Origin of the sequence: Bradyrhizobium sp. CCBAU 53421, from assembly GCF_015291625.1 — a bacterium.
In the GTDB taxonomy this organism is placed as follows: Bacteria; Pseudomonadota; Alphaproteobacteria; order Rhizobiales; family Xanthobacteraceae; genus Bradyrhizobium.
The window spans coordinates 345,191-356,116 of the sequence record NZ_CP030047.1 but is presented as its reverse complement, the minus strand read 5'-3'; the positions used below and the strand labels follow the sequence as shown (position 1 = coordinate 356,116).

Annotated in this window: 12 protein-coding genes; 3 read left to right on the top strand and 9 right to left on the bottom strand. The window is 65.2% G+C overall.

What is annotated here, in order from left to right:
* Positions 1 to 14: 14 nt before the first annotated feature.
* Positions 15 to 380: a nuclear transport factor 2 family protein gene (locus tag XH92_RS01710; protein ID WP_194457690.1), complete on the bottom strand. Its 366-nt coding sequence runs from the start codon at positions 378 to 380 to the stop codon at positions 15 to 17.
* Positions 381 to 557: 177 nt separating this feature from the next.
* On the opposite strand from XH92_RS01710, the gene XH92_RS01705 reads away from it, so the two are divergent.
* Positions 558 to 1,145 (top strand): TetR/AcrR family transcriptional regulator, encoded by a 588-nt coding sequence (locus XH92_RS01705; RefSeq protein WP_194457689.1) that lies wholly within the window; start codon positions 558 to 560, stop codon positions 1,143 to 1,145.
* Between the two features lie 167 nt (positions 1,146 to 1,312).
* Here XH92_RS01705 and argG read toward each other — a convergent pair whose 3' ends face one another.
* The 6 genes from argG to XH92_RS01675 all read right to left on the bottom strand — a co-directional run bounded on the left by argG (position 1,313) and on the right by XH92_RS01675 (position 7,089).
* Positions 1,313 to 2,650, bottom strand: coding sequence for an argininosuccinate synthase (gene argG / locus XH92_RS01700; RefSeq protein WP_194457688.1), 1,338 nt, complete (start codon positions 2,648 to 2,650; stop codon positions 1,313 to 1,315).
* 78 nt (positions 2,651 to 2,728) lie between these two features.
* Entirely contained in the window at positions 2,729 to 3,511 is a 783-nt protein-coding gene (locus XH92_RS01695) for a phosphatase PAP2 family protein (RefSeq protein ID WP_194457687.1), read from the bottom strand.
* Positions 3,512 to 3,644: 133 nt separating this feature from the next.
* On the bottom strand, positions 3,645 to 4,130 hold the full coding sequence (locus XH92_RS01690) for a hypothetical protein (RefSeq protein ID WP_038387260.1): 486 nt from the start codon (positions 4,128 to 4,130) through the stop codon (positions 3,645 to 3,647).
* A gap of 4 nt (positions 4,131 to 4,134) precedes the next feature.
* Complete coding sequence (rlmN, locus tag XH92_RS01685) at positions 4,135 to 5,349, bottom strand: 23S rRNA (adenine(2503)-C(2))-methyltransferase RlmN (RefSeq protein WP_194457686.1); 1,215 nt, start codon at positions 5,347 to 5,349, stop codon at positions 4,135 to 4,137.
* A 129-nt stretch (positions 5,350 to 5,478) separates the two neighbouring features.
* The gene (locus tag XH92_RS01680; protein ID WP_371818119.1) at positions 5,479 to 6,063 is read right to left on the bottom strand and encodes an invasion associated locus B family protein; all 585 of its coding nucleotides are present in this window, start codon (positions 6,061 to 6,063) and stop codon (positions 5,479 to 5,481) included.
* A 171-nt stretch (positions 6,064 to 6,234) separates the two neighbouring features.
* On the bottom strand, positions 6,235 to 7,089 hold the full coding sequence (locus XH92_RS01675; protein ID WP_194457684.1) for an SDR family oxidoreductase: 855 nt from the start codon (positions 7,087 to 7,089) through the stop codon (positions 6,235 to 6,237).
* 105 nt (positions 7,090 to 7,194) lie between these two features.
* Between XH92_RS01675 and XH92_RS01670 the strand changes: the two genes are divergently transcribed.
* A complete protein-coding gene (locus XH92_RS01670; RefSeq protein ID WP_194457683.1) occupies positions 7,195 to 8,175 on the top strand; it encodes an NADPH:quinone oxidoreductase family protein in 981 nt (326 codons plus the stop codon).
* Positions 8,176 to 8,356: 181 nt separating this feature from the next.
* Here the strand turns inward: XH92_RS01670 and XH92_RS01665 are convergent, their stop codons facing one another.
* Both XH92_RS01665 and XH92_RS01660 read right to left on the bottom strand, forming a co-directional pair.
* The gene (locus XH92_RS01665) at positions 8,357 to 8,734 is read right to left on the bottom strand and encodes a YkvA family protein (protein ID WP_194457682.1); all 378 of its coding nucleotides are present in this window, start codon (positions 8,732 to 8,734) and stop codon (positions 8,357 to 8,359) included.
* A gap of 94 nt (positions 8,735 to 8,828) precedes the next feature.
* Positions 8,829 to 9,134, bottom strand: a complete 306-nt coding sequence (locus tag XH92_RS01660) for a 4a-hydroxytetrahydrobiopterin dehydratase (RefSeq protein WP_194457681.1) — start codon at positions 9,132 to 9,134, stop codon at positions 8,829 to 8,831.
* Positions 9,135 to 9,406: 272 nt separating this feature from the next.
* On the opposite strand from XH92_RS01660, the gene XH92_RS01655 reads away from it, so the two are divergent.
* Positions 9,407 to 10,753, top strand: a complete 1,347-nt coding sequence (locus tag XH92_RS01655) for a TAXI family TRAP transporter solute-binding subunit (RefSeq protein WP_194457680.1) — start codon at positions 9,407 to 9,409, stop codon at positions 10,751 to 10,753.
* The last annotated feature ends 173 nt before the right edge of the window (positions 10,754 to 10,926 follow it).

Sequence of the window (10,926 nt, the reverse complement as noted above, 5' to 3'; positions counted from 1 at the left end):
TCCAATGCGAGCTCTCACCGCGCCATCTGCTGCGGGTCGTAGAAGAAGCGCTCCTCGATCAGTTCCTCGCCGCGCCAGGTCTGCCAGGCGACCTCCTCCATGCTGCGGACCTTGCCGTCCTTGCCGGTGAACTCGAACCGCCAGCAGATCGCCGAGTGGTCGCCGTCGAGCAGCAGCGGCCCGAGCCGCGTGGTCTTCACACCCGAGACCGCGGCCAGCACCGCCGCCTCGCGCGCCGCCAGCGCCTCGCGGCCGACGCGCCATTCGCCGTCGTTTTCCTGGGTCCGTGCATCGGCCGTATAGAACTTCCTGATCGCGCCGACATGGTCGTTGGATTCGACCGTGTCGGCGAAGGCTTGCAGCGTCGTGAGCGAGGGCATCGGGCAATCTCCATTTACCGACTGATAGTCGGTATTTATCGACTGGTAGTCGGTAAGTCAACTGGCGCCGATCTGGAACCTGGGCTAGACAGCGTGATCCGGAAAAGTGCGAAGCGGTTTTCCGGCGACAAGCGCGCAGCGTTTGCGTTGAGATCATGCTCAAACAAGAGCGAAGCGATGGCAACCCAGGCCGAACGACGCGAGAAGACCAGAGCTGCCATCGTCAAGGCGGCGCGGCGCATCTTTGGCGAACGCGGCTTTGCGGCGGCGACGATGGATGACATCGCCGCCGGCGCGCGCGTCGCCAAGGGCGCGGTCTATCATCACTTCGCGACGAAAGAGGCGGTGTTCGAGGCGGTGTTCGAGCAGGTGTCGATCGACCTCGTCGCCGATCTCGACCGCATCTCGCGCGCCGAGAACGATCCGCTCGCGGCGATGGCGGCGGGCACGCAGGGCTATTTCGCGGCGTGCTCGAAGGGCCCTACCGGCCAGATCATCTTGCGCGATGGCCCCGCCGTGCTCGGCTGGGAACGCTGGCGCGAGATCGACGCCAAGCATTTCGGCGGCAAATTTCCGCGCGCGCTGACGGCGGCGATGGATGCCGGCGTGATCGCGAAGCAGCCGGTCGAGCCGCTGGCGCGGCTGCTGCTCGGCGCGGTAACGGAAGCCGCGGTCGCGGTCTCTGCGGGGCCGGACATCGGCAAGACCGGCACCGATTACGCGCGCGCGTTTCGCTCGCTGCTCGATGCGCTCAGGTTGAAGTGAACGGTGTCGCCGCGCTCATAGTTCCGTCATCCTGAGGAGCGCGTAGCGCGTCTCGAAGGATCGACGGCCGCCAGCGTGGCCGTGCATCCTTCGAGGCTCGCTCCGCTCGCACCTCCAGCGACAAAGCCGAAGCCTTTGCGCGGGGATGACGGTGATGGAGCGCCGCCTCAGTCCTTGTCGTTCTCGAGCTGGAAGATCTGCGAGCCTTCGCCGCCCGAGAGCAGGCCGGTCTTGTTGTAGAGGCCGAGCTTGGCACGGGTGTCTGATATGTCGAGGTTGCGCATCGTCAGCTGGCCGATGCGGTCGGCCGGCGTGAAGGCGGCGTCCTCGACCTTCTCCATGCTGAGCCGCTCCGGCGCATAGGTCAGGTTCGGGCTCTCGGTGTTTGATATGGAGTAGTCGTTGCCGCGGCGCAGCTCGAGCGTCACCTCGCCGGTGACGGCCCGCGCCACCCAGCGCTGCGCGGTCTCGCGCAGCATCAAGGCCTGCGAATCGAACCAGCGGCCCTGATACAGCAGACGGCCGAGCCGCATGCCGCTGATGCGGTACTGCTCGATCGTATCCTCGTTGTGAATGCCGGTGACGAGGCGCTCATAGGCGATGTGCAAGAGCGCCATGCCCGGCGCCTCGTAGATGCCGCGGCTCTTGGCCTCGATGATGCGGTTCTCGATCTGGTCGCTCATGCCAAGGCCGTGGCGGCCGCCGATCGCATTGGCCTCCAGGAACAGCGCGACCGGATCGGCGAACGTCTTGCCGTTCAGCGCGACCGGCTGGCCCTCCTCGAAGCGCACCACGACCTTCTCGGGCTTGACGTCGCAATCGGCGCGCCAGAACGGCACGCCCATGATCGGGTTGACGATGGTGATGCCGCTCGCAAGGCTCTCGAGATCCTTGGCCTCATGGGTCGCGCCGAGCAGATTGCTGTCGGTCGAATACGCCTTCTCCGCGCTCATCTTGTAGGCAAAACCCTGCGCGGTCATGAACGCCGACATCTCGGCGCGGCCGCCGAGCTCGTCGATGAACTGCTGGTCGAGCCAGGGCTTGTAAATGCGCAGGCTCGGGTTGGTGAGCAGGCCGTAGCGGTAGAAGCGCTCGATGTCGTTGCCCTTGTAGGTCGAACCGTCGCCCCAGATGTTGACGCCGTCCTCCTGCATCGCCGCGACCAGCATCGTGCCGGTCACCGCGCGGCCGAGCGGCGTGGTGTTGAAATAGGTGATGCCGCCGGTCGAGATGTGGAACGCGCCGGACTGGATCGCGGCGATGCCCTCATGCACCAGCTGGGTGCGGCAATCGACCAGGCGGGCCTTCTCGGCGCCGAAACCCATCGCCTTGCGCGGGATCGCGTCGTAGTCGGCCTCGTCGGGCTGACCGAGATTGGCGGTATAGGCGAAGACCTTGGCGCCCTTCAGCTTCATCCAGAGCAGCGCCGCTGAGGTGTCGAGCCCGCCCGAGAACGCGATGCCGACTTTCTCGCCGGTGGGCAGGCTTTTCAGAATCGTACTCATGGGACGGTCCAATCGGTCGAAATCGGGATGATTATGCTGGGCGAATATCAAATTTCCGGAGCCTGGGCACGCCTTTAATCAGGCTTCCGTGCCACCAGGCTCGGCCTTGCCGCCCCGGCGCCAGCGCTGCATCCACCGGTAGCCCGGCATCGCCAGCCGCGTCAGCGTGGCATCGACCTGGGCGTCGGTCAGCCGGGTCGCGGCCCAGCGGTAGATCAGCGCATAGAACAGCCAGACGGTGAAGAACGACACCAGGCCGGCAATCGCGACGTCGGTGAAGAAATGGCCGCCGAACGCCATGCGAAGCCCGCTGGTGACGATGCCGAACACGGTCGCCCCGGCAAAGGCCAGCGGCCGCCAGGCGGGCGGCGTCAGCGCCGCCGGCGCATAGGTCCAGAACGCGGTGGCGCCCTCGCCGGAGAAGAACGAGCAGTTGCGCGGACAGCCGCCGCGCGGGTCCCACCACGGCATGAATTGCAGGTCGCCGCCGAACTGCGTCACGAACACCGGTCGCGGCCGGCCCCAATAGTTCTTGAAGGTGAGGTTGGTGAGGACGCCGGCGGACAGCAGCATCGTGGTCAGCAGGAACACCGCGGCGCGGCCGGACATCAGCATCGGGCGGTCCGGGCGGATGAATTTCCAGACGATGGTCACGAGCGCCGGCAGCACCAGCGCCCAAGCGATCCACATCGCCGCATCGCGGGCGAACGACGCCACCGCGTCGAGCTTCATGGGGAAGGTTTTTTCCGCGGCATCGTAGAACAAGGCCGCGAGCTTCAGGTCGAGCTCGGGGTAGAGCCCGAACAGGATGCCGATGATGAGCGCGAGCGCCAGCGCGATGAAAAGTCCGGTCCGGTTCATGGCGCGCGGTTTAGCTGAGGCGGATGAGCATGAAAACCCCCACCCGTCATTGCGAGCGGAGCGAAGCAATCCATCGCGCCGCATGACGAAGGAATGGATTGCTTCGTCGCTTCGCTCCTCGCAATGACGAGCCTCACGGCCGCGGTGATTGCGACGGCAACGGCGGAGGCGGCGGCAACGGTCGCGCCGGCTCGCGCCAGGCGCCGGCGGTGCGGCCGGCGATCAGCCAGTAGACCAGGCCCGCGACGATGCCGGCGCCGGTCATGATCTCCATGTGCCGGCGCACGATGCCGTGGAATTGCATCATGTCGGGATCGAACGGAACCAGGCCGAGATAGCAGGCCGCGCCGACGATCGCGCCGCCGACGGCGTAGGCCAAGACGCTCCTGATGAAGAACGCCTCGGTGATCAGCACCACGATCAGCGCGGGCAACAATGCAAAGCCGGATATGAAGATGAAGCCGAAGCCGAGCACGACGTTAACAGCGCTCTGGTCGATCTGGCCGCCGAAATCGCTGATCTCGGGATACAGCACCGCGACGACCACGATGATCCCGGCCACGAAGCAGGCCATCAGGAAGCCGAAGGCGACGACGAAGAGGCGGCCGATCAAGGCCATCTAGTCAATCCGTCATCGCCATCGCGCGCAGCGCCTGGCGCTCGCGGGCGGAGAGCTTTTCGGTCTCCGACTTGAGCTGGCCGCAGGCGGCGAGGATGTCGCGGCCGCGCGGCGTGCGCACCGGCGAGGAATAGCCGGCGTTGAAGATATATTCGGAGAATTTTTCGATCTGCTCCCAGTCCGAGCATTCGTAGGCGGTGCCCGGCCACGGATTGAACGGGATCAGATTGATCTTGGCCGGAATGCCCTTGAGCAGCTTGACCAGCAGCTTGGCGTCATCGAGCGAATCGTTGACGCCCTTGAGCATCACATATTCGAAGGTGATGCGCCGCGCGTTGGAGGCGCCGGGATAATCGCGGCAGGCCTGCAGCAATTCCTTGATCGGATATTTGCGGTTCAGCGGCACCAGCTCGTTGCGCAGCTCGTCGCGCACCGCATGCAGCGAGATCGCGAGCATCACGCCGATCTCGTCACCGGTGCGCTTGATGTTCGGCACCACGCCCGAGGTCGAGAGCGTGATGCGGCGGCGGGAGATGCCGATGCCTTCATTGTCGCCGACGATCAAAAGAGCGTCGCGCACCGCATCGAAATTGTAGAGCGGCTCGCCCATCCCCATCATCACGATGTTGGTGACGCGGCGGGTGCCGTCCTCGCGGTCGGCCCAGTCGTTGAGCCGGTCGCGCGCCACCATTACCTGGCCGACGATCTCGCCGGCGGTCAGGTTGCGCACTAGCCGCTGCGTGCCGGTGTGACAGAAGGAGCAGTTCAGCGTGCAGCCGACCTGCGAGGAAACGCACAGCGTGCCGCGATCGGTCTCGGGGATGTAGACGCACTCAACCTCGTGCGCCCGCTCGACCTTGTCGCCGCTCGGCAACCGCAGCAGCCATTTGCGCGTGCCGTCATTGGAGATCTGCTCGGCGACCACCTCGGGGCGGTCGACGGTAAAATGCTTCTCGAGTTCGGCGCGCATGTCCTTCGAGACGTTGGTCATCTCGGCAAAGCTCTTGGCGCCGCGAAAATACATCCAGTTCCAGAGCTGCTGGGTGCGCATCTTGCGCTGCGCGGGCTGCACCCCGATCTCGCCGAGGCGATCTGATATCTCGGCGCGCGACAGCCCGATCAGCGACGGCTTGGCCGGCGGCACATAGGTCTCGAGCGGAACCTTTTCGACCAGCGCGCTGGCGCCGGACACGGCATGGGTGGTCACGGTGTCGGTCATGAAACCTCAAATAGGCCTTCCAGCCGGTGCTGGAAAGCCGCCAAATACCTCAATTTTACGTCTTTGAGCCGGTCTTTATTGGAGCATGGTCTCTTCGGAAAACCGCTCCACACTTTTCCGGACCATGCTCTAACGCCGGCAATCCTGCCCAAGCCGGTCGAGCGCCTGTGCCAGACCCTTCAGCGAGAAGCTGTCGATCGTCTCGGTGCCCTTCGCCGAGACGGCTTTTACCGTCAGATCGGCCGATTTGCGCATGGCTTCCACCATCCGCTCCTCCTCGGCCGCATTCTTGATCCAGAGGCCGTCGCCCTGCGTGTACATCGCATAGGTTCCGCCGCCGACCTGGAGCGTCGATTCCGAACCCGGCTTCACGGTGTAGCCGATCATGATCGAGACTTCGTTGACGACCTTCTCGGCCGGACGGGTCGAGATGAAGGCGTAGGCCGGGTCGCGCGGCCGGTTCGGCGGGTTGGTCTTCGACGACGACGGCTTGGCGAGCGCAAAGCACACCTTCTTGCCGTTGGGCGATGCGGTGTAGGCGCCCCAGGTCCCGAATTGGCCGATCAGCGTCGGCTCCGCACCGCCGGCCGCAGCCGCGGCGGCCGAAGGCGCCGGCTTTGCTGCTTCCTTGGCCGCATCCTTCTTGGGCGCAGCCTGCACCGCCGCGAGGGAGATGATCCCGCACAGGACACAAGCCACCAGTGATGTCAGAATCTGCCGCACGGCCAATTGGTTCCCCCATCATTGTGACTGCAAGATGGCCCGGCGATTCCCCCTCCGCCGGCTCGGATGGATAACCGGGAAACGCTTTTTTGGGAAGGCAGTTAGGCCCGGACGCGCGCGCCGGCCACAGCCGCGCGCGCGTCGATTCCAGCTCAGTGCTTGTTATCGACGATCAGCCCTTGCCTTGGTGCGCGCCGCGCGCTGGCTCTCCCATTGCGCATCGGTCCATTGCAGCAGGTCCTCGGCGCCGGAACTGCGCAAATGCGAGCCGCCGTCCTGCACCACCATCTCGCCGTTGATGTAGCCGGCCTGATCCGAGATCAGGAAGGTCGCCAGATTGGCCAGCTCCGAATGTTCGCCGGCGCGGCCGAGCGGATTGCGATGCGACCAGGTCTCGCCGCGCGCCTCGGGGCGCAACTGTCCGGTCGCACCTGGCGTCGGGAACGCGCCGGGCGCGATCGCGACGGTGCGGATGCCCTTCGGACCCCATTCGACGGCAAGACTCTTGGTCATCGCCAGCACGGCAGTCTTGGCCATCGACGACGGCACCGTGAAGGCGCGACCGGTGATGGTCGAGGTCGAGAGGATCGAGAGCACCACGCCCTTGTGCTTGCCTTCGATCCAGCGGCGGCCGGCGGCGAGCGTGCAGTACATCGTGCCATGCAGCGTCGGTGCGAGGATCGCGTCCGCCGCACGGAATGACAAATGTTCGCTCTGCGCAATAAAGGTTGCGGCAGCATTGTTGACGAGTACGTCGATCGGCGCCTCCTGCCAGACCTGATCCATCATCGCCTCGACCGCCGCGCCGTCGCGGATATCGCAGCGCGCGATCGACACCTTGGCGCCGAGCTCGCTGCGGAATTTTGCTGCGGTTTCCTCCAGCAGCCCCTCGCGCCGGCCGCAGATGATCAGTTCGGCACCGAGCTCGGCGAAGCGCCCTCCCATCGCCGCGCCAAGGCCGGAGCCGCCGCCGGTGATCAGGATGCGCTTTTTCGCTAGCAGGCCTTTTTCAAACATAGTTTGATCCCTCCGCACTGTATTGTCGCTCCGCCGCAAATCCGGCATGAAGCTTGTAGTCCAAGATCCTGCAGCTCTTTTTGCGTCCGATACTCAGGTGTGTCCATGAAAGCCATCCTCTGCTCGCAATACTGTCAACCCGACGATCTCGTGCTGGCTGACGTGCCCGATCCGGTGGCCGGCCCGGGCGAAGCCGTGATCGCGATCAAGGCGGCGGCGCTGAATTTCTTCGACATCCTGATGATCCAGGGCAAGTACCAGATCAAGCCGCCGTTCCCGTTCTCGCCGGCCGCCGAAGTCGCCGGCGTGATCGAGAGCATCGGCGCCGGCGTCACTGATCTCAAGGTCGGCGACCGCGTCGTTGCGTCATGCGGCCACAACGGCGCGCGCGACAAGATCGCGCTGCCGGCGAATACGATCGTGAAGATTCCCGACAATCTCGATTACGATCGCGCCGCCGGCATCATCATCATCTACGGCACCGCGCTGCACGCGCTAGAGGATCGCGCGAGCCCGAAGCCGGGCGAGACGCTCGCGGTGCTGGGCGCCGCTGGCGGCACCGGCCTTGCCGCGTGCGAGCTCGGCAAGCTGATGGGCCTGAAGGTGATCGCCTGCGCATCGTCCGACGAGAAGCTCGCATTCGCCAAGCAGCACGGCGCCGAGCTGACGCTGAACTACGCCAAGGAAGATCTCAAGGAGGGCCTGCGCAAGCTGACTGACGGCAAGGGCGCCGACATCGTGTTCGATCCGGTCGGCGGCTCTTACGCCGAGGCCGCGCTGCGCTCGACCGCGTGGGAAGGCCGCTTCCTGGTGATCGGCTTTGCCGCCGGCGACATTCCGAAGATCCCGCTCAACCTCGCGCTCTTGAAGGGCTGCGACATCCGCGGCGTGTTCTGGGGCGCGTGGGCGCGGCAGAATCCGGAGAAGAACCGCAAGAACCTCGAGAAGCTCGTGCAGTGGACCGCGGAAGGCAAGATCTCCTCGCATGTCGACCGCACCTTCCCGCTGTCGCAGACCGCGGAAGCCTTGAAGGTGCTCGCCGGCCGCAAGGCGATGGGCAAGGTGATCCTGCATCCGGGCAGCTGAGGAAGCGGTTAACCGCGCGCCTTGCAATCACCGTCACCCTGAGGAGCGCGCTCTCGCGCGCGTCTCGAAGGGTCGACGGCCCGGCTGGTGGCCGTGCATCCTTCGAGGCTCGCAAGAGCTCGCACCTCAGGATGACGGGTCGAGTGATTTGTAGCCCGGATGGAGCGCAGCGAGAGCCGGGCTACTCTTCGGCAGGCACTCCGCGCTTCAGCGCGGCGCGCGCGGCTTCGCGGTGCTCGGACGTGATGTGGCTGGCCACCATGCGGATCGCGGTTGCGAGCACCGCGGCATCGTCGGTGAAGCCGAGCACGGGCAGCATGTCCGGAATGAAGTCGAACGGCAGGATGAAATAGGCGATCGCGCCGAGCAGCGCCGCCTGCACATGGCGCGGCGTCTGGCGGTCGAAGGCGCAGTAATACGCAGCCAGCAGATCCTCGGCGAAGGGCAGCCGCGCCACGACCTTCTTGAACTTGATCCAGAAGCGACGGCGCACGCTTTCGGGGTCCTGCGCCAGCCGGTCGGCAGGCCCAAATCCCACGCCGGTGTCGGTCGATGGCATCGCCAGGTTCCCTCGGTGCCGCGCGCCGAATCGGCGGCGGACGCTGCGAATCTGGGGATGTCGGCCAACCGGCGCAAGGTTGCGCGCGGCCGGGTCAGTTGACCCCGAGCTGCCTTGCGATCGCATTCATGGCCTTGGCGAGGTCGATATCGCGCTTGGTCACCCCGCCGACGTCGTGGGTCGCCAGCACGACCTCGACCGTCTTGTAGACGTTCTTCCATTCGGGGTGATGGTCGCTCTTCTCGGCAATCAGGGCGGCGCGTGCCATGAAGCCGAAGGCCTCGTTGAAGTCCTTGAACACGAAGGTCTTTGCGATCGCCTCGCGCCCGGCCAGCTCGGACCAGCCGGCCAGTTCCCAAAGCGCGGCCTTCCTTGCTTCCGCTGACAGCCTCTCGACCATGATAACCCTCCCGTTTGGCACCCACCCTAGTCTAACCGCCGGCCTCAAGGATGGGATCCATGCCGAAAATAAGGCCGAAATAGCGTCCTATCGCCGCTGGTAACCATGACGCAGATGTAACATCTGTGGCTCCAGGAATTTGCTACAAATGCCTGATATGTGCGCGTTGGCAATTTTGCGAGATTGAGCCCCGACGATTGTTTGCGAGATCGATGACAGACGGCTCCGCCAGCATATCGCCCAAGCCGTTGCGCTCTGCAAAGCGACGGCTGATGTTCGTTTTGATCGCGGGCGCGCTCGCCATCGTCGGCGCCCTGATCGCCGGTTACTATTTCGCGGTGCGTCCGGTGACGCTGCGGATCGCGGTCGGCCCCGCGAGCAGCGATGACCTCAAGGTCGTGCAGGCGCTGGCGCAGGCCTTCAACAACCAGCAGCACACCCAGGTCAAACTCAGACCGGTGCAGACCGACGGCGCCAGCGCCAGCGCGCAGACGCTGGCCGACGGCAAGGCCGATCTCGCCATCATCCGCGGCGACCTCGAAGTGCCGAAGAATGCGCAGGCGGTCGCAACCCTGCGCAAGAACGTCGTGGTGATGTGGGTGCCGCCCGCGGCCAAGGGCAAGGGCCGCAAGGCCGCAAAGATCACCAAGATCGCGCAGCTTGCCGGCCGCAAGATCGGCGTCGTCGGCCGCACCCCGGCCAACGTCAATCTGCTGAAGCTGATCCTGACGCAATACGGCGTCGATCCGATGAAGGTCGAGATCGTGCAATTCCCGGCCAATGAAGCGATCGACGCCATCAAGAACCTGAAGGCCGATGCCTATCTCGCCGTCGGCCCGGCCAACAGCAAGATCACGATCGATGCGATCACGGCATCGACCAAGGACGGCGGCGAACCCACCTTCCTGGCGATCGACGCCTCCGAGGCGATCGCGCAGAACCATCCGGCCTATGAGGCCGCGGAAATCCCCGCCGGCTCGCTCGGCTCGGCCGACCGGCCCGAGGATGAGGTGAAGACGATCAGCTTCTCGCACCACATCGTCGCGCGAAAGGGCCTATCGGACGCGACCGTCGCGGCCTTCACCCGGCAATTGTTCGCGATCCGGCAATCGCTCAAGAACGATTTTCCGCTCGCCGCCAAGATCGAGACGCCCGACACCGACAAGGACGCCACCATCCCGGTGCATCCGGGCGCGGCCGCCTTCGTCGACGGCGAGGAAAAGACCTTCCTCGACCGCTACAGCGACTACATCTGGTGGAGCCTGATGGCGTTCTCCGCGATGGGCTCGGCCGGCGCGTGGTTCGCCGGCTATCTCAAGCAGGACGAGCGCAACACCAACACCTCGCAACGCGAACGCCTGCTGGAGATGCTGAAGACCGCCCGGCAAAGCGATTCGACCGATGAGCTCGACCAGCTGCAGGCGGAAGCCGACGACATCCTGCGCCACACGCTCGACTGCTTCGAGCACGGCGCGATCGAGGAAGGCACGCTGACCGCCTTCAACATCGCGCTGGAGCAGTTCCACAACGCCGTCGCCGACCGCAAGGCGCTGCTGCTCAGCATGCCGCAGAACTTGCAGCGGACTGCGAGCCAGTTCAGGGCGGCGGGCACGGCGTAGGTCTCCATACTTGCACAGCTTCGCCATCGGCGAACGAACTCTCTCCGTTCCCTCCCCCCTTGTGGGGGAGGGTCAGGGAGGGGGGTGCCGCTTGCTCCGTTCAAGCTTGATCCCGAGAACGTCGCCGCGATTGCGCGAGTGTCATTTCGTCTCTGGCGTCACCGCCCGGGGCT

Coding starts and splice junctions, on each gene's coding strand:
- XH92_RS01660 (WP_194457681.1), bottom strand. CDS start 9,134: ATGGTCGAGAGGCTGTCAGCGGAAGCAAGGAAGGCCGCGCTTTGGGAA.
- XH92_RS01665 (WP_194457682.1), bottom strand. CDS start 8,734: ATGCCATCGACCGACACCGGCGTGGGATTTGGGCCTGCCGACCGGCTG.
- argG (WP_194457688.1), bottom strand. CDS start 2,650: ATGAGTACGATTCTGAAAAGCCTGCCCACCGGCGAGAAAGTCGGCATC.
- XH92_RS01655 (WP_194457680.1), top strand. CDS start 9,407: ATGTTCGTTTTGATCGCGGGCGCGCTCGCCATCGTCGGCGCCCTGATC.
- XH92_RS01690 (WP_038387260.1), bottom strand. CDS start 4,130: ATGGCCTTGATCGGCCGCCTCTTCGTCGTCGCCTTCGGCTTCCTGATG.
- rlmN (WP_194457686.1), bottom strand. CDS start 5,349: ATGACCGACACCGTGACCACCCATGCCGTGTCCGGCGCCAGCGCGCTG.
- XH92_RS01670 (WP_194457683.1), top strand. CDS start 7,195: ATGAAAGCCATCCTCTGCTCGCAATACTGTCAACCCGACGATCTCGTG.
- XH92_RS01675 (WP_194457684.1), bottom strand. CDS start 7,089: ATGTTTGAAAAAGGCCTGCTAGCGAAAAAGCGCATCCTGATCACCGGC.
- XH92_RS01695 (WP_194457687.1), bottom strand. CDS start 3,511: ATGAACCGGACCGGACTTTTCATCGCGCTGGCGCTCGCGCTCATCATC.
- XH92_RS01710 (WP_194457690.1), bottom strand. CDS start 380: ATGCCCTCGCTCACGACGCTGCAAGCCTTCGCCGACACGGTCGAATCC.
- XH92_RS01705 (WP_194457689.1), top strand. CDS start 558: ATGGCAACCCAGGCCGAACGACGCGAGAAGACCAGAGCTGCCATCGTC.